Origin of the sequence: Thioalkalivibrio halophilus, from assembly GCF_001995255.1 — a bacterium.
Lineage (GTDB): Bacteria > Pseudomonadota > Gammaproteobacteria > Ectothiorhodospirales > Ectothiorhodospiraceae > Thioalkalivibrio > Thioalkalivibrio halophilus.
On sequence record NZ_MUZR01000014.1, the window covers coordinates 5,254 to 28,856 of the forward strand.

19 protein-coding genes are annotated in these 23,603 nt (G+C 67.9%); 11 read left to right on the top strand and 8 right to left on the bottom strand.

Annotated elements, in window-relative coordinates; translation table 11 throughout:
* Positions 1 to 123 precede the first annotated feature (123 nt).
* A complete protein-coding gene (locus B1A74_RS05165) occupies positions 124 to 1,689 on the bottom strand; it encodes a DUF255 domain-containing protein (RefSeq protein WP_077243972.1) in 1,566 nt (521 codons plus the stop codon).
* A gap of 172 nt (positions 1,690 to 1,861) precedes the next feature.
* On the opposite strand from B1A74_RS05165, the gene B1A74_RS05170 reads away from it, so the two are divergent.
* The 3 genes from B1A74_RS05170 (at position 1,862) to lysS (ending at position 5,524) form a co-directional block, all read left to right on the top strand.
* Entirely contained in the window at positions 1,862 to 2,842 is a 981-nt protein-coding gene (locus B1A74_RS05170; RefSeq protein WP_077243973.1) for a hypothetical protein, read from the top strand.
* Between the two features lie 75 nt (positions 2,843 to 2,917).
* Positions 2,918 to 4,016 (top strand): peptide chain release factor 2 gene (gene prfB, locus B1A74_RS05175; protein WP_099049988.1). Its coding sequence is split into 2 segments (ribosomal slippage): positions 2,918 to 2,989 and positions 2,991 to 4,016, totalling 1,098 coding nucleotides; the frame shifts between segments, so codons are not numbered across the junction.
* Between the two features lie 17 nt (positions 4,017 to 4,033).
* Positions 4,034 to 5,524 carry a lysine--tRNA ligase gene (gene lysS / locus B1A74_RS05180; protein WP_077243975.1) on the top strand — a complete coding sequence of 497 codons (1,491 nt, stop codon included), beginning with the start codon at positions 4,034 to 4,036 and terminating at the stop codon, positions 5,522 to 5,524.
* 5 nt (positions 5,525 to 5,529) lie between these two features.
* Here lysS and B1A74_RS05185 read toward each other — a convergent pair whose 3' ends face one another.
* Entirely contained in the window at positions 5,530 to 7,632 is a 2,103-nt protein-coding gene (locus B1A74_RS05185; protein WP_077243976.1) for a putative bifunctional diguanylate cyclase/phosphodiesterase, read from the bottom strand.
* 162 nt (positions 7,633 to 7,794) lie between these two features.
* On the opposite strand from B1A74_RS05185, the gene B1A74_RS05190 reads away from it, so the two are divergent.
* Positions 7,795 to 8,175, top strand: a complete 381-nt coding sequence (locus B1A74_RS05190; RefSeq protein ID WP_018869605.1) for a DUF2237 family protein — start codon at positions 7,795 to 7,797, stop codon at positions 8,173 to 8,175.
* A 22-nt stretch (positions 8,176 to 8,197) separates the two neighbouring features.
* Here B1A74_RS05190 and B1A74_RS05195 read toward each other — a convergent pair whose 3' ends face one another.
* Together B1A74_RS05195 and B1A74_RS05200 are read right to left on the bottom strand one after the other, a co-directional pair.
* On the bottom strand, positions 8,198 to 8,764 hold the full coding sequence (locus B1A74_RS05195) for a CPBP family intramembrane glutamic endopeptidase (protein WP_026279465.1): 567 nt from the start codon (positions 8,762 to 8,764) through the stop codon (positions 8,198 to 8,200).
* An 89-nt stretch (positions 8,765 to 8,853) separates the two neighbouring features.
* The gene (locus B1A74_RS05200) at positions 8,854 to 9,237 is read right to left on the bottom strand and encodes a magnesium transporter MgtE N-terminal domain-containing protein (protein ID WP_077243977.1); all 384 of its coding nucleotides are present in this window, start codon (positions 9,235 to 9,237) and stop codon (positions 8,854 to 8,856) included.
* A gap of 530 nt (positions 9,238 to 9,767) precedes the next feature.
* Between B1A74_RS05200 and alaC the strand changes: the two genes are divergently transcribed.
* From alaC to thrC, 3 genes are all read left to right on the top strand, one after another.
* A complete protein-coding gene (gene alaC / locus B1A74_RS05205) occupies positions 9,768 to 10,970 on the top strand; it encodes an alanine transaminase (RefSeq protein ID WP_018945866.1) in 1,203 nt (400 codons plus the stop codon).
* A gap of 63 nt (positions 10,971 to 11,033) precedes the next feature.
* Positions 11,034 to 12,341: a homoserine dehydrogenase gene (locus B1A74_RS05210; RefSeq protein ID WP_018945867.1), complete on the top strand. Its 1,308-nt coding sequence runs from the start codon at positions 11,034 to 11,036 to the stop codon at positions 12,339 to 12,341.
* A 37-nt stretch (positions 12,342 to 12,378) separates the two neighbouring features.
* Positions 12,379 to 13,521, top strand: a complete 1,143-nt coding sequence (thrC, locus tag B1A74_RS05215; protein WP_018869600.1) for a threonine synthase — start codon at positions 12,379 to 12,381, stop codon at positions 13,519 to 13,521.
* Between the two features lie 48 nt (positions 13,522 to 13,569).
* Here the strand turns inward: thrC and B1A74_RS05220 are convergent, their stop codons facing one another.
* Both B1A74_RS05220 and B1A74_RS05225 read right to left on the bottom strand, forming a co-directional pair.
* Positions 13,570 to 14,448, bottom strand: coding sequence for a peptidylprolyl isomerase (locus B1A74_RS05220; RefSeq protein ID WP_077243978.1), 879 nt, complete (start codon positions 14,446 to 14,448; stop codon positions 13,570 to 13,572).
* Entirely contained in the window at positions 14,449 to 14,745 is a 297-nt protein-coding gene (locus tag B1A74_RS05225; RefSeq protein ID WP_018945870.1) for a YciI family protein, read from the bottom strand. It lies immediately after the preceding gene.
* A gap of 113 nt (positions 14,746 to 14,858) precedes the next feature.
* Between B1A74_RS05225 and B1A74_RS05230 the strand changes: the two genes are divergently transcribed.
* From B1A74_RS05230 to B1A74_RS05245, 4 genes are read left to right on the top strand one after another with little or no spacing between them, the layout of a single operon-like run.
* Positions 14,859 to 15,479, top strand: a complete 621-nt coding sequence (locus B1A74_RS05230) for an L-threonylcarbamoyladenylate synthase (protein WP_024329776.1) — start codon at positions 14,859 to 14,861, stop codon at positions 15,477 to 15,479.
* A 2-nt stretch (positions 15,480 to 15,481) separates the two neighbouring features.
* Positions 15,482 to 16,852, top strand: coding sequence for a DUF945 family protein (locus B1A74_RS05235; protein ID WP_077243979.1), 1,371 nt, complete (start codon positions 15,482 to 15,484; stop codon positions 16,850 to 16,852).
* A gap of 49 nt (positions 16,853 to 16,901) precedes the next feature.
* Positions 16,902 to 18,122, top strand: coding sequence for a tryptophan--tRNA ligase (locus tag B1A74_RS05240; RefSeq protein ID WP_077243980.1), 1,221 nt, complete (start codon positions 16,902 to 16,904; stop codon positions 18,120 to 18,122).
* A gap of 5 nt (positions 18,123 to 18,127) precedes the next feature.
* A complete protein-coding gene (locus B1A74_RS05245; protein ID WP_077243981.1) occupies positions 18,128 to 18,967 on the top strand; it encodes a segregation and condensation protein A in 840 nt (279 codons plus the stop codon).
* 49 nt (positions 18,968 to 19,016) lie between these two features.
* Here B1A74_RS05245 and B1A74_RS05250 read toward each other — a convergent pair whose 3' ends face one another.
* Together B1A74_RS05250 and B1A74_RS05255 are read right to left on the bottom strand one after the other, a co-directional pair.
* Positions 19,017 to 22,187 (bottom strand): efflux RND transporter permease subunit, encoded by a 3,171-nt coding sequence (locus B1A74_RS05250; protein ID WP_425274671.1) that lies wholly within the window; start codon positions 22,185 to 22,187, stop codon positions 19,017 to 19,019.
* Positions 22,180 to 23,496, bottom strand: coding sequence for an efflux RND transporter periplasmic adaptor subunit (locus tag B1A74_RS05255; RefSeq protein ID WP_077243982.1), 1,317 nt, complete (start codon positions 23,494 to 23,496; stop codon positions 22,180 to 22,182). The genes B1A74_RS05250 and B1A74_RS05255 overlap by 8 nt, the downstream gene beginning before the upstream one ends.
* Positions 23,497 to 23,603 lie beyond the last annotated feature (107 nt).

Below are 23,603 nucleotides of genomic sequence, written 5' to 3' on the forward strand. Positions count from 1 at the left end.
CCGGGGGCGAAGGCATCGAGGTGCTGGAGGTGCGCACCGGGGCCGAGGCGGAGCGTTTGCGCCAGCGCCTGGAGGCCCGGGAGGATCCCTCCGCGTCGGCCGAGGGCGGGGAATGATCGCTTCTTAATCCTCGCCCGGCATGCCGCGCTGCAGGGCGGCGAATCCGAGCGCGATGTCATCGGGGTCGGCACCGGGATGGATCTGCAGCTGGGCTTCCACGGCCGCCGGGTCCACGTGGCTGGCCGCCACCGCCTCCGCCGGCAGGTAATGCAGCCACCAGGCCAGTGCGGCCTGGGTGGGTACCTCGGTCCAGGGTTCGAGTTCCCCGTCCAGTCGCTCGGCATGGGCGTTCAGATCCTCGTCGAAGAACGGCTGCAGCCGGTCCAGGCGCGCCTGCGGGTCGGGTTCGCCGGCGGCGGTGTCCGTCGGATTGCGCTCCAGCGCCCGGGCGGCCCGGCGCAGTTCCAGACGGGCGATTTCCGGCCAGATCTGCGCGGGCAGATAGCCTTCCAGTTTGGGCTGGCCCTCCTCAGTGACCGCATGCAGGAAACCCGCCGGGATGCCCAGATAGGCATCCACACCGCGCAGGGCGGTGTCGGCCCACTCGAGCAGCTCGTCATCGTCGAAGATCCGCGCACTGGCGGCCAGTGCCGCGATGGCCTGCCCCGAGGTATGGGCGTAGGTCGTGCGATCGACCCGCGGCGGATCGGTGGCGCGGCGTTCATCCGGATCCAGTCGGTAATAGGCATTGTCGGCGTACTGGGAGTTGCCGAAGCGCCGCTGGTCCTCGTCCCACATCGCATCGCGCAGCCAGCGAATCACGTCTTCCGCGATCTCGCGGTAGCGTTCATCGCCGGTTTCTTCCCAGGCGTGGGCGAACAGCCACAGGAACGCGGCATTCTGATCCAGGCGTTTGGAGGTCTCCAGGGCCCGGTCCGGGTCGCGCTGGTCGAAGTCATAGAAGAAAAAGAAGCCGCCATCCACCGGGTCGTGCAGGTCTTCGGCCACCTGATCCAGCAGACCCGGCATGCGCCCGGCCCATTTCTCCTGATCCAGCAGGAAGCGGTAGGTCCAGGGTTGCGGGCGCTTGCTCAGGGTACCGAACAGCGCGCTGCCGCTGAGGCGGTCAGCGTCGGCGACGTACACCTGGTCGAGCATCTCAAGAAAGCCGTCGACCGTGGTGATCGGCTCCTCGGCGGGGGTTTCCTCGCGCCCCGTCACCGACACCACCCGCTGCTGGCGCTCCAGGATCCGGTACAGGCCGTCGGCGCGGATATGCCCGGTGAAGCGCGAGATCACGTCATCGTCCGGGGTGGTGATGACCACGAAGGGCAGACCGCGGCCGCCATAGCGCGTGAAGAGGTCGGCGCGCCGATCCAGGTCGATCAGGACCGGGACGTACTCCTCGTTCAGGATGTCCACAACCATGGGGTTTTCCAGTGACTCGTTCTGGAAGTCGATGCACCAGGTGCACCATTGCCCGTGGAAGTAGAAGAACAGCGGCTGGTTCTGATCCTCGGCCCGGTCGAACAGTTCGGGATCGAAGCTGTTCCATTCGATCTGCGAATCCGCAGGGTAGTCTTCCGCCGACGCGGCACCGACGAACAGCCACAGCGCCGCGATCAGCAGGGTACCTGCGGCGCGCAAGCCGTTGCGGGCAGATGAAACGTGTTGAGTTGCGGTTCCCATGTCGGGCTCCTGGACCGCGTCTCGCGGTCGACTCTTTCGTAAAGCATAGACCCTGGCTGCGGGGCTTCTCCATGATCGCCGCGCTCGGCTGCTACCATGCGCAGGTTCATCCGAGGGATCCTTGCATGAGAGACGAAAGCGCGCGGTTGGCTGTTCCGCGGAGGTGGCTGCGATGAGCGACGTGCGGATTCTGGTGCCGGGGCTGCGCGATGCCCTGGTGGCGGCACGCGCCGCCGGGGGCGGCGGGCTGGCGGTACGCTGGCTGCGGCAGCTGCTCGCGCGTTCGCGCGCGGCGACGCCCGGTGAAACCGTCACGGGGGTGCGACCGGACGAACCGCCCGGCTGGGAGCGGACCCTCGCGCAGGCGCTGGGATATACGGAACCCGGAAACGGAGGAGAGACGGGGTCCGCCTTGCGTACCTGGCTGGCCAGTCCGGTAGCACTGAATGCCGGCATGCGGGATCTGACCGCCCGTCCGGTGGACGGGGTCGCCGATACCGATCGGGAGGCCCTTTGGGCGGCCGCCGCACCGGAGCTGGAAAAGGTCGGGGCGCGGCTGGACCAGTCGCCGCAGGGCTTGTGGCTGCTGTCGATGGCCGCCGCGGGTGCCGACGGCACCCGCAGCCCGTCGGCAGGCTGGGGCCGGCCGATGCCGGCCGCCGGCCTGGACAGCGAGGCCGCCCGCTGCCTGCAGGTGCTGGGCAACGCGATCCAGATGGCCTGGTTTCAGCATCCGGTCAACCAGCAGCGCGAACAGAGCGGTCTGGACCCGGTGCAGGGGCTGTGGTTCTGGTCGCCGGGCGAGCCGCCGCCCGCTGCGCCGGCCGTGCGGGTCGCCGGCGGCGGCATCCACGGCCGCTGGCTGGCGGAGACCGCGGGGGCGGACTGGAATCCCGATCCGGCGTCGGGTGGCGACGTGATCGTGATGGATTCGCTGGACGGTCCGGCGAGCCCGGAACGCATGGCCGCGCTGCTGACCTCGCTGGTGCTCGAGGTCATCGCCCCGCGTGCCGCCGGCCTGCGCTTCGGCCGAACCGGGCGTCTGGAGATCGAGGATCCACTGCTGCCACCGGCGGAGGGCCCGCGTCGCATCCTGCGCGGACGCGATACCTGGGCGCTGTGGCGCCGGCGGATGCCCTGGCCCGGTCTGTAACTCCGTGCATGAGTGATACCACGCAGGCGGCCGGGCTTGGTATACTCTCGGGCTTTTTCCGCACGGGGACACACCATGGAACTGAGTCCGCTCTACAGCCGGATCGAAGACCTGCAAGGCCGCATCGACGGCCTGAGGGGGTATCTTTGACTACGCTGGCAAGGAAGAACGGCTGGAAGAAGTCCAGCGCGAGCTGGAAGAAAACCCGGACATCTGGAATCAACCGGAACAGGCCCAGGCCCTGAACAAGGAACGGGCCCAGCTGGAGGGCATCGTCCTCAACATCCGCGAGATCACGGATGCACTGAAGGACAGTCGCGAACTGCTGGAGATGGCCGAGGCCGACGATGACGCGGAAACCGTGTCTTCGGTCGAGGCGGATGTCGCGGGGCTGACCGCGCGCGTCGAGGCCCTGGAGTTCCGCCGCATGTTCTCCGGCGAGATGGACGAGGCCAATGCCTACGTCGACATCCAGGCCGGTTCCGGCGGCACCGAGGCGCAGGACTGGGCCAACATGCTGCTGCGGATGTATCTGCGCTGGGCCGAGAGCAAGGGTTTCAAGGTGGAGGTCACCGAGCTCTCCGAGGGCGAGACCGCGGGGATCAAGAGCGCGACGGTGCGTGTCGAGGGCGACCATGCATTCGGCTGGCTGCGCACCGAGACCGGCGTCCACCGCCTGGTGCGCAAGTCGCCGTTCGACTCCGGCAACCGCCGCCATACCTCGTTCGCGTCGGTGTTCGTCTCGCCCGAGGTGGACGAGAACATCGAGATCGAGATCGATCCGTCCGACCTGCGCGTGGATACCTACCGTTCCTCCGGGGCCGGCGGGCAGCACGTCAACACTACCGACTCGGCGGTGCGCATCACCCACGAGCCGACCGGCATCGTGGCCGCCTGTCAGGCCGGACGCTCGCAGCACAAGAACCGCGAGATGGCGATGAACCAGCTGCGGGCCAAGCTGTACGAGCAGAAGATCCAGGAGCAGAACGCGGCCAAACAGGCGCAGGAAGAGACCAAGTCGGACATCGGCTGGGGCAGCCAGATCCGCTCCTATGTCCTGGACCAGTCGCGGATCAAGGATCTGCGCACAGGCGTGGAGGTCGGCAACACCCAGGGCGTGCTCGACGGCAACCTCGATCCCTTCATTGAAGCCAGCCTCAAGAGCGGGCTGTAACCCCCGGAAAACCCTCGATGACCGAAACAACCGACGAGAACAAGCTGATCGCGCAGCGCCGCGCCAAGCTCGACGAGCTGCGCACGGCCGGCAACGCCTTCCCCAACGACTTCCGCCGGGATGCCCTGGCCGGCGAGCTGCACGCCACGCACTATGAAACCGAGGGCGAGGCGCTGGAGGCCGAGGGCATCGAGGTCTGCGTGGCCGGGCGCATGATCGGCAAACGGGTGATGGGCAAGGCCAGTTTCGTGCGCCTGCGGGACATGAGCGGGGACATCCAGCTGTTCGTGCAGCGCGATGCCCTGCCGGAAGGGGTGTATGCGGCCTTCAAGCAGTGGGATTTGGGCGACATCGTCGGCGCGCGCGGCACGCTGTTCCGTACGAAGACCGGCGAGCTGACCGTCAATCTGACCGAATTCCGCCTGTTGACCAAGGCCCTGCGGCCGCTGCCGGAGAAGTTCCACGGCCTGACCGATCAGGAGGCGCGCTACCGCCAGCGCTACGTGGACCTGATCACCAGTCCGGAATCGCGCGAGCTGTTCCGGCGGCGTACGCGGATCATCCGCTTCATCCGTGACTACTTCGAGGATGCGGGCTTTCTCGAGGTGGAGACCCCGATGATGCAGGTGATCCCGGGCGGGGCCACTGCACGCCCGTTCGTCACCCACCACAACGCGCTGGACATGCCGCTGTACCTGCGCGTGGCGCCGGAGCTGTTCCTCAAGCGCCTGGTGGTGGGCGGGTTCGAGAAGGTCTTCGAGATCAACCGCAATTTCCGCAACGAGGGGCTGTCCACGCGGCACAACCCCGAGTTCACCATGCTGGAGTTCTACGAGGCCTTCGTGGACCACCATGCGCTGATGGATCGCACCGAGGCGCTGCTGCGCGGGCTGTGCGAGCACGTGCTGGGGACCACCACCGTGGAATACCAGGGCGTGACCTACGAGTTCGGCAGACCGTTTGCGCGCATGACCGTGCGCGAGGCGATCCTCGCCCACAACGACGATATCGCGGATGCCGACCTCGACGACATCGAGCGCGTGCGCGCGCACTGCGAGCGCAAGGGCATCGAGGTGAAGCCGGGGTTCGGTCTCGGCAAGCTGTGGACCGAGCTGTTCGAGGCCACCGCCGAGCACCAGCTGCACGACCCGACGTTCATCACCGCCTATCCCACCGAGGTCTCGCCGCTGGCCCGGCGCAACGACGACAACCCGTTCGTCACCGATCGCTTCGAGCTGTTCGTGGGCGGGCGCGAGATCGCCAACGGGTTCTCCGAGCTCAACGATGCCGAGGATCAGGCCGAGCGTTTCCGCGAGCAGGTCGCGGAGAAGGACGCGGGTGACGACGAGGCCATGCATTTTGACGCCGACTTCATCCGCGCCCTGGAGCACGGCCTGCCGCCCACCGCCGGGGAGGGCATCGGGATCGACCGCCTGGTGATGCTGCTGACGGACTCCAGCTCCATCCGCGACGTGCTGCTGTTCCCGCACATGCGCCCCGAAGCCTGAGTCCCTCAGCGTTTGTCCGGGGCGATGACGCCCCGTGCGAGCAGCCCGGCGCACTGTGCCGCGGGAGCGGGGCGGGCGAGCAGGAACCCCTGGAGAGTGTCACAGCCGGCGGCTTCCAGGAAACGCTGCTGTTCGAGGTTTTCCACGCCTTCGGCGACGGTCTCCAGGTTCAGGTTTGCGGCAAGGCTGAGCACCGTGCGCACGATGGCCTCGCCACTGCCGCCATTGTCGAGGTCGCGCACGAAGCTGCGGTCGATCTTGAGTACGTCCAGCGGGAAACGCTGGAGGTAGGCGAGTGACGAGTAGCCGGTGCCGAAGTCGTCCAGGGCCACCCGCAGCCCCATGTCGCGAAATGCCCCCAGGGTGTGGATGACCCGCTGGACGTCGGCCATCAGCATGCTCTCGGTCACCTCGAGCTCCAGCGCATCGGCCGGCGTGCCGGTTTCGGCCAGGATCCGGCGGATCCGGCGCGGCAGATCCTGATCACGGAACTGCGGGGCGGCCAGGTTGATGGAGATCCGTGGTGAGGGCAGTCCGCTGGCCTTCCAGCGCTGATGCTGCAGGCAGGCCTCGCGCAGGATCCATTCCCCCAGTTCACGGATCAGTCCGGTTTCTTCCAGTACCGGGATGAAGGTCCCCGGCGACAGCACCTGTCCGTTGGGATCCTGCCAGCGGAGGAGGGCTTCGAGACCGGTGATGCGCCCGTTCCCGGCCTCGACCCGCGGCTGATAGTGCAGGAAGAAGCCTTCCTGGCGGTAGACGGCGCGCCGGAGCTGGCCTTCCAGGGCGACCCGTGCGCGCGCCGTGGTGTTGCGCTCGCCGGAACAGAAACGCAGCCCGTTACCGCCTTCCCGCTTGGCCTGATCCATGGCGGCACCCGCGCGGCGCAACAGCTCGTGGGGTTCGCTGCCATCGTCGGGGTAGAGGGCCGCCCCGGCCGACCCGGGAACGTAGACCTCTTCGCCATCGATCGCGAACAGTTCCTTCAAATGATCCACCAAACCGGCCGCCTGGCGGACCAGGGTTTCGGCCTCGGCACTGTGGCCCAGTACGATGCCGAATTCATCGCCACCGATACGCGCCAGGGTGTCGCCTTCCTCGAGGGCACCTTCCAGACGCTGGCTGACACGCTGCAGCAGTGCGTCGCCGGTGGTGTGCCCCAGCCCCTCGTTGATCCCCTTGAACCGGTCGAGCCCCAGGTGCACAACCAGCAGGGGCCAGCCGCGGCCGCAGGCGTATTCCATGCTTTCGTTCAGCCGCTGCAGGAACAGTTCGCGGTTGGGCAGGCCGGTCAGGGGGTCGTGCCAGGTCAGGTATTGCAGGCGGTCTTCGGTCTCGCGGCGTTCGGTGATGTCGTGCACGATCCCGGCCATGCGCCGTGGGCGGCCATGGTCGTCGAAACTCACGGTGCCGCGCTGGTAGACCACCCGCGTGGTGCCGTCCGGTCGGCGAATGCGGTGTTCGATGTCATATTCCGGACCATCGGGGCGCAGAGCCGCGTTGACCGCCTGCTGAACGTGTTCCCGGTCATCCGGATGCACGACCGTTATGAAGGACTCGTGATTGGCGCCCCACTGCTCCCGGGTCATGCCGAAGATGCGGTAGACCTCGTCCGACCAGCGGATTTCGTCGTTTTCGAAATCCGAGATCCAGGAACCCAGATGGGCGATGCGCTGCGCCTCGGCGAGTTCGGCCTCGCGCTGTTCCAGCGCTTCGCGGGCACGGTGGCGCTCGGTGGAGTCAATGCCCAGGGTCTGCAGGTGGGTGATCCGCCCATGCTCGTCAAAGAAGGCACGGGAGGTCCACTCGACCCAGCGCTGTGTACCGTCTGCCCGAATGACCGGGTTCTCGATGATCCGGACCGGCTGTTCCGGCGTGAACCGGGCCAGGTCGGCGAGGTTGGCCTCCTGGTGTTCGGGGGGCAGATCCTCGATCCAGCGCCGGCCGACCAGATCGGCGCCGAAGTATTCCCGCGCCATGCGGTTGGCGAACAGGATGGTCGTGTCCGGCCGGTACACCGTGATGATGTGCGGGTGGTCCTCGATCAGGCTGCGGTAATCGATGACCAGCGTATCGTCGGGCCCGTATTGCTGTTGATCCGTTTTCATCCTTGATTCCTGCCTGGTACCCGACCGCTATTGGCTCATTATGGCGATGGGAATCCGCCCGGTGCAATCGCGCCGGATCCGCCCGGCGAGTCCGGTTGCGCGAAACGCCATGCGCAGATCGGGTATCCTTGTGAATCTGAATCCGTACTCAGGGAGCCATCAATGCAGCCCTTTGCCTCGCGCAATGTCTTCGGTGAGGAACTCGAGCCCTGTGGCCGCGACCCGGTGACCGGGTTCTATCGCGACGGGCGCTGTGCCACCGGACACGACGACACCGGCATCCATACGGTCTGTGCCGAAGTGACGCAGGCGTTTCTCGATTATTCCCTGGCGCAGGGCAACGATCTGGTGACGCCGATGGAGGCCTTCGGCTTCCCCGGGCTCAAGCCCGGAGACCGGTGGTGCCTGTGCGCCGGCCGCTGGGTGGAGGCGTATCGGGCCGGCGTGGCGCCGGGGGTGTATCTGCGGGCGACCCACGAGGAGACCCTGGCGATCATCCCGCTGGACGTGCTGCAGGCGCACGCGCGGGATCCGGCAGAGTAGCGCGGACGCGTTCGCGGGCGCCTCAGACGGGGCGGGCCAGATACCAGCGGATGACCGCCCAGTCGTAGGCCGCGTGCGCGATCATCACCACCACCAGGTTCTCGGTCACGTGGTACACCCAGCCGAGATACAGGCCGATGAGGGTGGCGAAGACGAAGTACAGATGGCTGACGTAGTGCGCCAGCCCGAACAGCACCGAGGCCAGCAGGATCGCGGCCCCGGGCGGCAGGTGCAGACCCAGCCACTGCTGTAGCACGCCGCGTACCAGGAGCTCCTCGCCGACCCCGGCGAGCACCGCGATCAGCACTACCGAGCCGGCCGGGGCCCCGCGAAACAGCAGATCCAGGAATTCCTGCAGCTGTGCCCGAATGTCGCGAAACGCCGGGTGGTCGGTCCAGCCCAGCACGGCGACCAGCAGGAACATCGGGGTGGTGACCAGCAGGCCCAGGGCCACGGCCTCGATGCTCCAGTCCATCGCGCCCAGCAGCGGCACTCCGGCGAGCGCCGCCAGCGCGAACGCCACGGGGATGAGTGCACCCTGGAACAGGGCTCCGGCGAGCAGTGGATGACGGGCGATGAACGGTCGCAAGGTGGCGGGAGGGGCAATGGTTGGTTGCGGGTGAGCGGGTCGGCCGGCCGGGCGATCGCCGCGGCCGGCCGTCCGCCCGGGGCTTTGCCTCAGGCCAGGCGCGCGCGGTGGTCGAGGATCACGCGCACGCCGTGACGCTTGCCGCCGGGCAGGGCACCGAGCACGTCACGGCGCTCGGACTCCGCCAGGTGTTCGCAGGCCTGCGCCAGACCATGGCTGGGCAGACGGTCGGCCAGCCGCGCCAGGGTGGCGGGGTCCAGCGCCTGCAGCACCTCGGCCTGCGCCCGTTCGGTCAGCTTGAGGAAGCGCATGCGGGCGGCGGCCAGCTGGCCGGCCTCCAGTGCGCCCTGGATGCCGGCTACGGCGGGGTCGGGGCGCATGTCGGCCCAGTGCACCCCGGGTACGGCGCTTTCACCGCGGAATTCGGCGCCGGTGTGGAAATCCTGCACGGTATCCATTGCCAGTTCGGTCATGTTCGGTCTCCTCGCATCGGTTCGGTGAAACGGAAAAACACACGATGCGAAGGCCGTCCGGAGGTCCCCGATCGGGGAGCGGGCGGTGGGGCAGGCACGACCCGGTCGCTACCGGGATGTGCGGGAACCCGTATCCGGCGTGTATCCACGTCACGACGGACCGGGTTCCGGGGCCTCGTTCAGACGAGGAGGCGGCGGGTCCGGGTCCGACGGACAGCTGGATACACGTCATCCGCCGCGCCGGCGGCCTTCGTGCATCGGCAACTGCAACTGTCCATGGGTGTCGTCATACCTCGTATGGCTCAACATGCGCTCGTGGCACCCGGCCACGAACGGGCGCGAATCATAGCGAAAGCGCGGGTGGCGAAACAAGCCTTGCGGCGGTGTGCGTTGACAGGTTCCGATGCGGGTTATAGTTTGACCCGTTTCCCGGCGCGCGCCGGATCAGGGTGCGCGTATCCTGATCGCGCCGGTCGCCAGCGCCGCAAAGCCTACGCCCGGTGATCCCGGGCCCAATCAGGAATCGACCCGTGACCGACGTCTTTCCCCGCATCGAGCGACTGCCCCCCTACGTCTTCAACATCGTGAACGAGTTGAAGGCCGAGGCACGAGCTCGCGGCGAGGACATCATCGACTTCGGCATGGGCAACCCGGACCAGCCGACTCCGAAACACATCGTCGACAAACTGACCGAGGCGGTACAGCGCGGCGACACCCACCGTTATTCGGTGTCGCGCGGGATCCCGCGGCTGCGGCGTGCCGTCACCCGCTGGTATCAGGATCGTTTCGATGTAGAACTCGATCCGGAAACCGAGGCGATCGTCACCATCGGCTCCAAGGAAGGCCTGGCGCATCTTGCGCTGGCCACCCTGGGGCCGGGGGATGCGGTACTGGTGCCGAACCCGGCGTATCCCATCCACCCCTATGGCTGCGTGATCGCCGGCGCCGACGTGCGCCACGTGCCGCTGACGCCGGACGTCGATTTCTTCGCCGAGCTGGAGCGGGCGATCCGCGATTCCTGGCCCAAGCCGAAGATGCTGATCCTGAATTTCCCGGGGAACCCGACCACGCAGTGCGTGGATCTGGAGTTCTTTGAACGGGTGGTGGAGATCTGCCGCGAGCACGGGATCTGGATCGTGCACGACCTGGCCTACGCCGAGATCGCGTTCGACGGCTATCGGGCCCCCTCGATCCTCGAAGTGCCGGGCGCCAAGGACATCGCGGTGGAGTTCTATACCCTGTCCAAGACCTACAACATGCCCGGCTGGCGGGTCGGTTTCATGTGCGGCAACCCCACGCTGGTGGCCGCCCTGGCGCGGATCAAGTCGTATCTCGACTACGGCACCTTCACGCCCATTCAGGTGGCGGCGATCTCCGCGCTGGAAGGCCCGCAGGACTGTGTCGAGGAGATCCGCGAGACCTATCGCGTGCGCCGCGACGTGCTCTGCGACGGCCTGAACAAGCTGGGCTGGGCAGTGGAAAAGCCGAAGGCGACCATGTTCGTCTGGGTGCCGATCCCCGAGCCCTATCGCGAGATGGGGTCGCTGGAGTTCGCCAAGAAGCTGCTGCGCGACGCCAAGGTGGCGGTCTCGCCCGGGATCGGCTTCGGCTCCTACGGGGATGACCACGTGCGCTTCTCCCTGATCGAGAACGAGCAGCGCACGCGCCAGGCCCTGCGGGGGATCAAGGCGATGTTCCGGGCGGATTCCGTCCTCGCCGATGCCTCCGCGTAACCAGGCATTCGAAGACCAAAACCCGGATGCGGTGCATCCGGACGATCAGGGAAACAGGATCATATGACGCCGGTAAAGATCGGAATTCTCGGACTGGGTACCGTGGGCTGTGGCACGGTGAACGTGCTGGCCCGCAACGGCACCGACATCGCCGGGCGCGCCGGACGCGGGATCGAGGTCGTGGCCGCGGCAGCCCGTGACATCGAGCGCGAGCGCGACTGCGACACTTCCGGAATCCGCCTGACCACCGACCCTGGCGTGGTGGTTGACGACCCCGAAGTCGAGGTGGTTGTCGAGCTCATGGGCGGTACCGAAACCGCGCGTGATCTGGTCCTGCGGGCGATCGATGCCGGCAAGCACGTGGTGACCGCGAACAAGGCGATGATCGCGCTGTACGGCAACGAGATCTTCGAGCGGGCCCATGCGCGCGGCGTGATGGTGGCCTTCGAGGCGGCGGTGGCCGGTGGCATCCCGATCATCAAGGCGATCCGCGAGGGGCTGGCGGGCAACCGTATCGAGTGGCTGGCCGGGATCATCAACGGGACCGGCAACTTCATCCTGACCGAGATGCGCGACAAGGGTCGTGACTTCGAGGACGTGCTGGCGGAGGCTCAGTCGCTGGGTTACGCCGAGGCCGATCCGACCTTCGACGTGGAGGGCATCGATGCGGCCCACAAGCTGGCGATCCTGGCCTCCATCGCCTTCGGCATCCCGCTGCAGTTCGATCGCGTGGCGGTCGAGGGCATCAGCGGGATCACCCGCGAGGACGTGAGCTTCGCCGCCGAGCTGGGCTATCGCATCAAGCACCTTGGCATCGCCCGGCGCATGGACAACGGCTACGAGCTGCGCGTGCATCCGACCCTGATTCCGGAACGCCGGCTGATCGCCAATGTCGACGGGGTGATGAACGCGGTGCTGGTGCAGGGCGACGCGGTCGGCCCGACGCTGTACTACGGCGCTGGCGCCGGGGCCGAGGCCACGGCCTCGGCGGTGGTGGCCGATCTGGTCGACGTGGTGCGCGCCCTGACCACCGATCCCGAGAACCGCGTGCCGCATCTGGCGTTCCAGCCGGATGCGCTGTCGGATCACCCGGTGCTGGCGATGGAAGACGTACACACCTCGTTCTACCTGCGCCTGCGTACCCAGGACCGGCCGGGCGTGCTGGCCGATATCACCCGCATCCTCGGCGAGCACGGCATCAGCATCGAGGCCATTCTGCAGCGCGAACCCGATCCGCAGCGCGGCGAGGCCACTATCATCATGCTGACGCACGCGGTGCGGGAAGGTGCGATGAACGAGGCCATCACCGCGGTGGAGGCACTGCCGCACCTGCTGACGCCGATCACGCGCATCCGCATGGAAGCGCTCTGAACAATCGACTGATCCGATCCACGACACGAGAATCCGCATGGCCCACGGACACCGCTACACCGGCCTGATCGACCGTTACCGCGATCGCCTTCCGGTCCACGACGACACCCGCGTGATCTCCCTCGGCGAGGGCGCCACGCCGCTGATCCGCCTCAACAACATCCCGCGCGAGCTGGACAGCGAGGTGGAGATCTACGTCAAGTACGAGGGCCTGAACCCCACCGGTTCGTTCAAGGACCGGGGCATGACCATGGCCGTCACCCGCGCCGTGGAAGAGGGTTCGCGGGCGATCGTCTGCGCCTCTACCGGCAACACCTCGGCCGCCGCCGCGGCGTATGCCGCCCGCGCGGGGATCACCGCGTTCGTGGTGATCCCGGACGGCAAGATCGCGATGGGCAAGCTGGCCCAGGCGATGATGCACGGGGCAACGGTGATCCAGATCGCCGGGAATTTCGACGATGGCATGCGCCTGGTCAAGGAAGTCGCCTCGAACACGCCGGTGACCCTGGTCAATTCGGTCAATCCGTACCGTCTGCAGGGCCAGAAGACTGCGGCGTTCGAGATCATCGAGGAGCTGGGTCGGGCACCGGATTATCACTGCCTGCCGGTGGGCAATGCCGGCAACATCACCGCGCACTGGATCGGCTACAGCGAGATGGCCGCCCGCAGCAGCGAGGACGTGACCGACGCCTGCGCCTACTGCCAGGGGCACTGCAAGTATGCCGGCGGCGGCATGGTCGGGAACCGGCCGCACATGGTGGGCTATCAGGCCTCGGGTTCGGCGCCGTTCATGCGCGGGGCCATGGTGGACGATCCCGACACGGTCGCGACCGCGATCCGCATCGGCCATCCGCAGTCCTGGGACATGGCGTGGAAGGTGCGCGAGGAATCGGGTGGCTGGTTCGACGAATGCGCGGACGACGAGATCCTGGCCGCGCAGAAACTGCTGGCGGAGAAGGAGGGGGTGTTCTGCGAACCGGCCTCCGCTGCCTCTCTGGCCGGCGCCCTGCGCGACATTCGCTCGGGGCGAATCCCGGCGGGGTCCACCGTGGTCTGCACGCTCACCGGTAACGGGCTCAAGGACCCGGACACCGCGATCAGTCAGAGCGTGGTCCAGCCGACGCGGGTGCCCGCGGAGCTGGACGCCGTGTCGCAGGCGATCCGCGACAACCTCGCCTGAAACCGTTCACCTGAAGCCGCGGGACCGATTCCGGCCCCGCGGGCAGGGTCAGTTCGCCGGGCGTTCGGGGATCTCGATCCGGGCGGCTTCGCGCAGGCGTTCGATCTCTTCCTGGATCGCGCGGCTTTCCAGGATCTCGATCAGTTCGGCCCGCACGTCTTCCATGGGCGGCGGGTCGACCGGGCGCGTCTCTTCCAGCCGGATCAGGTGCCAGCCGAAGCGGCTTTCCACCGGATCCGTCGTCGTCTCGCCGGGTTCCAGGCGCTGCACGGCATCGCTGAAGGCCGGCACCATGCGGCCGGCTTCGAACCAGCCCAGGTCACCTCCGCGTTGGGCGGAGCCGGGGTCGGTTGAATGCGCTTCCGCCAGCTCGGCAAACGACACCCCGTCCTCGAGTTCGGCCAGCAGGTCCCGGGCGGTTTCCTCGCTCTCGACCAGGATGTGGCGGGCGCGGTACTCCTCGGCGGCCATCTGCTCCACCTGGCGTTCGTATTCGGCGCGCAGGTCGTCCTCGGTGAGTTCCAGCTCGGCCGTCATCCGTTCCATCATCTCGGAGGCGAGGAAGTTGGTGCGGACCATCTCGAGGATCCGGCGCGTTTCTTCTTCCTCGTGCAGGCCACGCCGCTCGGCTTCCTGGCGCAGCAGCCGCAGGCTGATCAGCTCGTCGAGCACGCCATCATCGCCGGCCATCCCGGGGGCGTCATCCAGCCCGGAATAGGTGAAGACATCGGCCCGGGTGATCGGTTCGCCATCGATGCGTGCGAGGATTTCGGCGTCTTCGGTGGTGGTGGCGGCACCGGTTTCGTGGCCATTGCGTTCGTCATCCCGGGGGCCGTCGCCGCAGGCGGCGAGTGAGGTAACGGCGACCAGGATGGCGGCCGCGAGCAGGCCGCGGGGTGCGGGCAGTGGAAACGTTGATGCGGCCATTCAGAACACCTGCTTGAAGGGGCGGACATCCACCGAGGCATACACCCCGGCCCGGACATAAGGATCGGCATCGGCCCATTCGCGGGCCGCTTCCAGAGACGGGAATTCGGCGACGATCAGGCTGGCGCTGAAGCCGGCCGGCCCCGGATCGGGGCTGTCGATCGCGGGGCACGGCCCGGCCAGCACCAGGCGTCCGGTATCGCGCAGGGCCTGCAGGCGTTCCAGGTGTTCCGGACGCGCCGCCAGGCGGGCGTCCAGCGAATCGGGGGCATCGTGGCCCTGGATCATGTAGAGCATCGGCATTCCGTGTCGGGGGACAGGCGGACATTGTAACGTCACGGGCGGGTGCGGCGTGATGGTCGGGTCACAGTTGCGCTACACTGCGCGCTTTGTCCGATCTGCGGTTCCCCATGAGTACGTTCGCGATCCACCCCGAGAATCCCCAGCCACGGCTGATCCGCCAGGTCTGCGACCGGCTGCAGGAAGGTGCGGTGATCGCCGTGCCCACCGATGCCTGCTATGCGCTGGCGTGCCTGCCCGGTGACAAGACCGGCGCCGATCGCATCCGCCGCATCCGCGAGGTGGACGAGACCCATCATCTCACCCTGCTGTGCCGTGACCTGTCCGAACTGGGGGTGTACGCCAAGGTGGACAACAGTGCCTTTCGGCTGATGAAGAACCGGACTCCGGGGCCCTACACCTTCATTCTCCCCGCCACCCGCGAAGTCCCGCGGCGGCTGCAGCATCCCAGGCGCCGGACGATCGGACTGCGGGTGCCGGACAGCCCCATCGTGTCCGCGCTGCTGGCGGAACTCGGTACGCCATTGATGTCCGCCACCCTGCAGCTGCCGGGGGACGACACCCCGCTGACCGAGGTCTGGGAGATCGAGGAACGGCTGGGGCACGCCGTGGATGCCATCATCGACGGCGGGGCGGGGACACTGGAGGCGACGACGGTGCTGGACCTGACCGGCGAAGGCGTCGAAGTGGTACGTCACGGGCTTGGCGACGCGGCCTTCCTGGATGAATAGTCATGCGTAAATGGATCATCCTGGTCCTGGTGCTGCTGGCCGTGGCCGCACTCTGGCCCTGGTACGTCGGGGGGCAAGTGGAAGACACCCTCAGCGCCGAGATGGACCTGGGGGCGGGCGGCCTGGAACTGCGCCACGAACCCGGAATCTACGAGCGGAGCTATCGTGAGGCGCGGTCCGAGGGAACGTTGCACGTCAGGGATGGTACGACGACCTACGAGATCCCCTTGCGGCATGAAGTTCGGCACGGGGTTCTCGGAGCGAGGGTCGAGACCCGGCTGGATCACGCGGCCCTCGACGATGCCCTGGCTGACCATGCCGCGCTGGCTGCCGTGCTGCAGCGGCTGAAACCGGAAGCGGAAAGTCGGAGTGGCCTCGGAGGCGGCGTGACGACGCGCGTGCAGGTGCAGGGAACGCGGCTGGATATTGCGCAGTGGTCCGCCGTGGCGGAAGACCGGGAGTCGGAGAGCCCCCTGTGGCTGGAATTCGAGGAGGCGTTGGGCCAGTTCGCGTGGTCGGAGGAGCAGGCGATGGCGAGTCTGTCCATCCCGCGTCTGCGACTCGACCACGCGGACGGGACCCTGGTGTTCGAAGGTCTGCGGCAGGTCCTTGCGCTGGAACCGGACGCCGACGGGGTCTATGGCGTGCTTCCGGATTATGAAGGCGGCGTGGCGGCCGACCGGATGGAATGGACGGGGCCGGGATGCGAGGGCAGTCTGCTTCTGGAACGTGCCCGGATCAACGCGTTCCAGAGCACCCATGGAGACCGGCTGGACTCCCGTGCGCGCCTGGAAATCGACCGGATGACCGTGACGCGGGGCACCCAGCGTGTCGTGCGCCACAGCGGGCCGATGGATCTGCAGCTGGGGCTGGAGCGCTGGGACCGCGCAGCCGTGGAGCAGCTCGCCGGAACCCTGCGTGACCCGGCGCACCGGCGCCAGGAGGCCGAGCAACGCCGCGATCTCACCCATGCCGCGATGATCGATGCCGTGAGCCAGTCGCTGGAGCGCAGCCCGGCGGTGACGCTCGGGGCGATCATGAACGACGAGCCGGAGCGTCGGCTGGAGCTGGAGGGCAACCTGGTCTTTTCCGGGACGCCCGACGGCTTCCGCATGCGCCCGGTGGAAGCGATCGCGCTGGACATGCAGGCCGCGGTCGGGCTGCAATGGCCCGAGTCGCTGGTCGGGCTGGCCGACCCGCAACCGTTCAATCGGGTTCTGGCCGCGGCCGAGGCGGATGCCTGGCTGGAACGGGACGGCGAGATCCTGAGCGGGACTCTGGCGATGCGGGACGGCCGCATCCACGTCAACGACCGGGATCGTACGGCCAGCGCCCTGGGCCTGCTGTTCGCCGCCGCCGGCGGCATGTTCTGACACCGACCACCTCAGTCTCATCAGTCAACCATCAGGAAGGATCGCGACCGTGACCACCAATCAGGGGACGAACCAGCGTGTCATCTCGGGGATGCGGCCCACCGGGCGCCTGCACCTCGGGCATTATCACGGGGTCCTGAAGAACTGGATCGAGCTGCAGCACAACTACGAGTGCTTTTTCTTCGTTGCCGACTGGCATGCGCTGACCACGCACTACGAGGACCCGGGCGACCTGCAGCAATACGTGACCGAGATGGTGATCGACTGGCTGGCCGCGGGGGTGAGTCCGGGATCGGCCACCCTGTTCGTGCAGTCGCGCGTGCCGGAACATGCCGAGCTGCATCTGCTGCTGTCCATGATCACCCCGCTGGGCTGGCTGGAGCGGGTGCCGACCTGGAAGGACCAGCAGGAACAGCTGCGCGAGAAGGATCTGGCGACCTACGGGTTTCTTGGCTATCCGGTGCTGCAGAGTGCCGACGTGCTGGCCTATCGCGCCGGCATGGTGCCGGTGGGCGAGGATCAGGTCTCGCACCTGGAGGTCACGCGCGAGCTGGCGCGGCGCTTCAACCATCTGTACGGGCGCGAACCCGGGTTTGCCGAAAAGGCCGAGCAGGCCGTGGACAAGATGGGCAAGAAGGCAGCCAAGCGCTACCGCGATCTGCGCAAGCGCTTCCAGGAGCAGGGCGAGGACGAGGCCCTGGAGGTCGCCCGGGCGATGCTGGAATCCCAGCAGAACATCTCGCTGAAGGACCGCGAACGGCTGTTCGGCTATCTCGAGGGCGGGGGCAAGATCATCCTGCCCGAGCCGCATCCGAAGCTGACGCCCACCGCGAAGATGCCCGGGCTCGACGGGCGCAAGATGTCCAAGAGCTATGGCAACACCATCAGCCTGCGGTCCGAGCCGCAGGAGGTGGAAAGCCAGATCCGGACCATGCCCACCGATCCGGCGCGGGTGCGCCGCACCGATCCGGGGACGCCGGAAAAATGCCCGGTGTGGGAGCTGCATCAGGTCTACACCGGCGAGGAAAAGCGGGGCGAGCTCTACGAGGGTTGCACCACCGCCGGGATCGGCTGTCTGGACTGCAAGAAGCCCCTGATCGCGGGCATCCAGGAGGAGCTGGAGCCGATCCAGCAGCGCGCGCGCGAATACGCCAGTGATCCCGGGCTGGTGCGCTCGATCATGGTCGAGGGCTCGGAGGCCGCGCGCGAAGAGGCGCGCGAGACCCTGGAGGAGGTCCGGCGCGCGATGGGGCTGGACTACCTGCGGTAGAGCCGGTGAGCGAACACGCCGAAGACGCCAGCGTCGACCCCGTTGATCCGGCCGCCGCCGGGGAGGGCGAGCACGTCTGGCGGGTTCACGGCGAACCGGTCGCGGAGCTGCCCGAGGACCTGTACATCCCTCCGGATGCGCTGGAAGTGTTCCTCGATTCCTTCGAGGGGCCGCTGGACCTGCTGCTGTACCTGATCCGCCGGCAGAACCTCGACATCCTGGCGATCCCCATCGCCGAGATCACGCGCCAGTACATGGCCTACATCGAGGTGATGCGTGCCCTGCGCCTGGAGCTGGCGGGCGAATACCTGGTGATGGCGGCACTGCTGGCCGAGATCAAGTCGCGCATGCTGCTGCCACGCCCGGCGGAGTCGGGCGAGGAAGACGCCGGCGACCCGCGCATGGCGCTGATCCGTCAGCTGCAGGAATACGAGCAGTTCAAGACCGCGGCCGAACGCCTGGACGCACTGCCGCGCATGGAGCGGGATTTCTTCGCCGCCGGCGCCGCGACCGACGCACTGGAAGGCCCGCCGCCCCCGGCGCCGTCGCTGGATGCCTTGATGGATGCGCTCGCCGGGGTGATGCGGCGTGCCAGCCTGAACGCCCACCACCACGTGGCGACCGAACAGCTGTCGGTGCGCGAGCGCATGACCCGGCTGCTGCACGAGCTGGACAGCGAGACCTTCACCGACTTCGTCGGCCTGCTGGAACGGGCCGAGGGCCGCCAGGGCGTGGTGGTGTCGTTCCTCGCCATCCTCGAGCTGGCCAAGGCGGGGCTGGTGGAGTGGGGGCAGAGCGAACCCTACGCCCCCATCCGCCTGCGTCGGCGCGGCGGCGACGCCTGACCCCGACGCGCCCCGCCGCCCCGTGCCCCCCCCTTCCGCGGGGCTGCGGTCAGCTCGCGTGGTGGGTGGACGTGGCGCCGCGATCGAATGCCCCCTCGTACAGGCGCAGCAGCGCCGGGATCACGAACAGTACCAGCACCGTGGCCACTGCCAGCCCAAACACGATCGAGATCGCCATCGGGATCAGGAACTGCGCCTGCACCGAGCGCTCGAACAGCAGCGGGGTGAGGCCCGCGATGGTGGTGACCGAGGTCAGGATGACCGCGCGCAGGCGCTGGCAGGAGGCCTCGATGATCGCCTCGCGCAGGGCCAGACCGCTCTCCCGCAATCCCTGGTAGAAGCTGACCAGGATGATGGAGTTGTTGACCACGATCCCGGTCAGGCCGAACAGGCCGAACATCGACAGCACGGTCAGCTCCACCCCGAGGATCCAGTGGCCCAGCAGGGCCCCGAGGATCCCGAACGGGATGATGGCCATCACGATCAGCGGCCAGCCCCAGGAGGCGAAGACCCAGGCGAGGATGATGTACATCAGGCCCAGCGCCAGCACCAGGCCCGTGCGCATGTCGGCAAACGTCTCCTCCTGATCCGCCGCGCGGCCCTCGAAGGACCAGTCCACCCCGTGGCGCTCGGCGACCGCGTCCAGCGGACCGTCTTCCAGCGCGGCGCGGATGCGCGCGGCATTGTTCACCGAGCGGTCGACTTCGGTGGATACCTCGATCGCGAGGCGGGTATCGGCATGCCGCAGGGTCTCGAAGCCGGGACGGGATGCGAGTTCCGCCACGTTCTCCAGCGGGGTCAGCTCGCCGTCCGGCAGGCGGATCTGCAGGCGGTCCAGGCTTTCCGTCGCGTGGCGTTCGTCGTCGGGCAGACGCACGCGTACCTCGACCTCCTCCAGGCCATCCTGATAGATCTGCGCCAGATGGCCGTCGTAGGCGTCGCGCAGCTGCGCGCCGATCTGCTCCGTGGTCAGTCCGAGGGCGCGGCCTTCCGGCAGGATGCGGAAGGTCAGCTGCTCGCGGCCGAACGGGGTGTCGTCCTGGGTGGCGAAGGTGCCCGGGAACTCGTCGAACAGATCGGCCACGTCCAGTGCCGCGTCCTTGAGGATATGCGGGTCATCGCCGGTCAGACGCACTTCGAGATCGCGCCCGGGCGGGCCGGCCTGACGCTCGTCAATAGAAAAGGTCTCGATGCCGGGGGCCTCGCGGACGTTGTCCCGCCATGCCTGGATGAACGCCCGGTTGCGCACCTCGCGGGCCTCCGGCGAGATCAGCTCGACCTGGATGTTGCCGAACTGGTCGCCCTGCGGGGCGTTGCCGTCGCCGGGGTCGATGCCGCGTCCGAGCCGGGTCACCGAGGCACGCACCAGGCCGCCGCCGAGTTCCTCGTCGGTTTCCTCCAGCGCCTGTTCGACGTGGATGAGGAACTCTTCGACCCGTTCCGGCGGGGTGCCGGCCACGAAGTTCACGCCCGCGTTGACGACCGTGCCCTCGGGCGAGGGGAAGAAGGTGAAGCCGATGCGTCCGGATGCCGCCAGGCCGATGGCCAGGATCACCGCCCCCACCGCCAGGGCGAGGGTGACCCCGGAGTGGTCCACGGCGTGCGTGACGGCACGGCGGAACGGGCCGTTGCGCAGGTTCTCGAACCCCCGGTCGAAGCGCGCCCGCAGGCTGCCGGCCGGCGGTTCCTCGAGGCGATCCATCACGCCCTTGAGATGGGCCGGAAGGATCAGGAACGCGATCAGCAGGGTGGCCACGATCACGCAGATCACCACCAGCGGGATGTCGAACAGGATGTTGCCGATGATCCCGCCGATCAGCATCAGTGGCATGAAGGCCGCGACGGTGGTCAGTGACGCGGCGACGACCGGACCGACCATGCGCTGAGCACCCTGACGTGCCGCCCGACTGGCCGACAGGCCCCTCTGATGCAGGCTGTAGGCGTGCTCGGAGACGACGATGGCGTTGTCGACGATGATCCCCAGCGACATGATGAAGCCGAACAGCGACATCATGTTGATCGAGCCACCCACCAGCCACAACACCACGAATGCGGCGGTGAAGGCGATCGGGATGCCGAGGGCGACGCGCAGGGCGATGTGGCGGTTCAGGAACAGGAACAGGATCCCGAGCACCAGCAGGAGTCCCCCGGCACCGTTTTTCAGCAGCAGGGTGATGCGCTCGGACAGCAGCTCCCAGAACGCATCGGTTTCCTGCAGCTCGACACCCGGGGGCAGGGCGGGCCGGGTGCGCTCCAGCCACTGTTCGAGGATGCGCGCGGATTCCAGGGCGTCGCCGGTCTCGCTGCGCATCAGCTGCATCTCGATGGCCCGCGTACCCTGCGAGCGGACACGCACCTCGCCGTCCCGGGGGCGCAGGTCGATGTCGGCGATGTCGCCCAGCAGCACCCGACCGCGTTCGGGGTCGCCCTGCAGCACCAGGCGTTCGAAGGACACGATGTCGCGTGCCTGCTCCAGGCTGCGCAGCTGTCGGGCGGTGTCGTCGCGTCCGACCGAGCCGGCGGGCATGTCGCGGCTCATGCCGGCGATCGCGGCGCCGATGTCGGCCAGGGTCATGTCCAGGCGGTAGAGATTGAAGGCCGGCACCTGGATGGCCATCTCGTCTTCCGTGAGGCCGGTGAATTCGACCCGCGCGATGCCGGCGTCCAGCAGCTCGCGTTCGTATTGCCGGGCCAGGGTCCGCAGCTGTTCCGGGTCGTCGGGGCCGGTGATCAGCAGGCGCGAGACCGGTTCGTAGTTGATCACCTGATTGACGATCGGGGTCTCGGCATCCGCCGGCAGGTTACGCTGCTGATCGACCCGGTCGTTGACCTGTTCCAGCGCGTGCGACATGTCCGCGCCGGGTTCGAACTCCAGGGTGATGGTCGCCACCCCCAGCGCGGAGGTGGAGGTCATTTCGCGCAGGTCGTCGACCGTGCGCAGGTCCTGCTCCAGCGGGTCGGTGATCGACTGTTCCACGTCTTCGGCGGCAGCGCCCGACCACACGACCTGGACCGTGATGATGTCGAGATCAAAATCGGGGAAGAACTGCGAGTTCAGCTGGTTCAGGGCATAGGCGCCCGCCAGCAGCATCAGCGCGATCAGCAGGTTGGCGGCCAGGCGGTGTTCCAGGAACAGCCGGATCGGACCGCGACCGGCCGCGCCCTCCGCATCGCCCCCGGCCGCGGCGCCACCCGGCATGGGTGCGCTGGTTTCACTCATCGCCGGCGTCCTGCGGCTGGAGGTCCGGGTCGCCTTCGCGCACGGCTTCGGCCGCGGTGGGGAGGTCCTCGTCGTCCTCGACCTCTACGCGCAGGCCATCCACCGCATTGGGCAGGCGGGTGGCGATCAGGACGTCGCCGGCCGACAGGTCCGGATTGCGGACCAGCGCCAGGGTGTCCCCGGCCTCGCTGCGGTATTCGCCCAGACGTTCAACCTTCAGGGACTGCAGGCGGCCGTCGATTACGCGGAACATGGTGTCGCGCCCGTACAGGGCCTCGAACGGAACGGCCAGGCTGTCGTCTTCCTCGGGCAGGCGCAGGTCCAGTTCAAGGAAGCGGTTCAGACCCAGCGAGCGCCCGCCTTCGCGGATCGCAAACACGCCGTGCGAAGCGCTGGCGCCAGGCCGGGTTTCGCCTTCGATGCGGACCAGTTCGCTGGTGATCTGGCGGCCGCCGTTGCGGGCCGAGGCTTCCAGCGTTCTCCCCTCCGCCAGCAGCGCCTCCAGCCGCGGCTCCAGCGACACGGGAAGTCCGGCCCGGATCTCCACGTCGTCCACGTCGAACAGGCGCACCAGTTCGTCGCCCACCCGGGCGCGTTCGCCCGGGGAGGTCCGGACGGCGGTCACGCGGGCATCGAACGGGGCGCGGATCTCGGTGCGTTCCAGGTCCAGTTCGGCCTGTTCGACCGCGGCCCGGGCGCGATCCAGCCGCGCCTCGGCGCCGGCGATGCGCATGGGGGCATCCGCGATCGCTTCTTCCCGGTTCTGTACTGTAAGTTCGGCCTGTTCGAGACGTTCGCGGGCATCGTCGACATCTCTGTCGGAGCCCATGTCCCGCTCACGCAGGTTGCGGGCCCGGTCGAGGCCGCGTCGGGCAATGTCCCGCATTTCACGTTCGCGGATCAGGGCCTCGCGGTCGTAACGCGCCCGGAGTTCCTCGCTCTCGAGGGCCCCCTCAAGTTCACGCACCTCCGCTTCGGCCTGGCGCAGGGCGAGGCGGGCGTCGGCCGGGTCGATCCGGACCAGGAGGTCGCCTTGCTCCACATGCTGTCCGATGCGGGCGGAAACCGTTCCCACGTCCCCCTGAACGGCGGCCCGCAGGGTCGCATCGCTGGCCGATGCGCTGCGTCCGTAGAGCATGACGGAAGGCCGATGGGTGCCCGGTTCGGCGACGAACCCCCGTACTGGCCAGGAACGTTCCTCACCCGCGGGTGCGGGCGCCTCGGGACCGGTAGCGCGCAGGATCATGAATCCCGCCACGCTGAGCGCGAGGATCAGTACGGGGATGAGGGCACGGCCGACTCGCGGCATGACACGGGACATGCAGTTCTCGCTCGGGTCCTGGGCTGGATGGGGCGCGGGCCTGACGCCCGGGCCTTGGAGACGGTGCACCGGTTGAAGTTCCCGTCCGCGGGAGA

Coding starts and splice junctions, on each gene's coding strand:
- lysS (WP_077243975.1), top strand. CDS start 4,034: ATGACCGAAACAACCGACGAGAACAAGCTGATCGCGCAGCGCCGCGCC.
- B1A74_RS05190 (WP_018869605.1), top strand. CDS start 7,795: ATGCAGCCCTTTGCCTCGCGCAATGTCTTCGGTGAGGAACTCGAGCCC.
- B1A74_RS05250 (WP_425274671.1), bottom strand. CDS start 22,187: ATGAGTGAAACCAGCGCACCCATGCCGGGTGGCGCCGCGGCCGGGGGC.
- B1A74_RS05185 (WP_077243976.1), bottom strand. CDS start 7,632: ATGAAAACGGATCAACAGCAATACGGGCCCGACGATACGCTGGTCATC.
- thrC (WP_018869600.1), top strand. CDS start 12,379: ATGGCCCACGGACACCGCTACACCGGCCTGATCGACCGTTACCGCGAT.
- B1A74_RS05210 (WP_018945867.1), top strand. CDS start 11,034: ATGACGCCGGTAAAGATCGGAATTCTCGGACTGGGTACCGTGGGCTGT.
- B1A74_RS05165 (WP_077243972.1), bottom strand. CDS start 1,689: ATGGGAACCGCAACTCAACACGTTTCATCTGCCCGCAACGGCTTGCGC.
- B1A74_RS05235 (WP_077243979.1), top strand. CDS start 15,482: ATGCGTAAATGGATCATCCTGGTCCTGGTGCTGCTGGCCGTGGCCGCA.
- B1A74_RS05230 (WP_024329776.1), top strand. CDS start 14,859: ATGAGTACGTTCGCGATCCACCCCGAGAATCCCCAGCCACGGCTGATC.
- B1A74_RS05255 (WP_077243982.1), bottom strand. CDS start 23,496: ATGCCGCGAGTCGGCCGTGCCCTCATCCCCGTACTGATCCTCGCGCTC.
- B1A74_RS05170 (WP_077243973.1), top strand. CDS start 1,862: ATGAGCGACGTGCGGATTCTGGTGCCGGGGCTGCGCGATGCCCTGGTG.
- B1A74_RS05220 (WP_077243978.1), bottom strand. CDS start 14,448: ATGGCCGCATCAACGTTTCCACTGCCCGCACCCCGCGGCCTGCTCGCG.
- B1A74_RS05200 (WP_077243977.1), bottom strand. CDS start 9,237: ATGACCGAACTGGCAATGGATACCGTGCAGGATTTCCACACCGGCGCC.
- B1A74_RS05225 (WP_018945870.1), bottom strand. CDS start 14,745: ATGCTCTACATGATCCAGGGCCACGATGCCCCCGATTCGCTGGACGCC.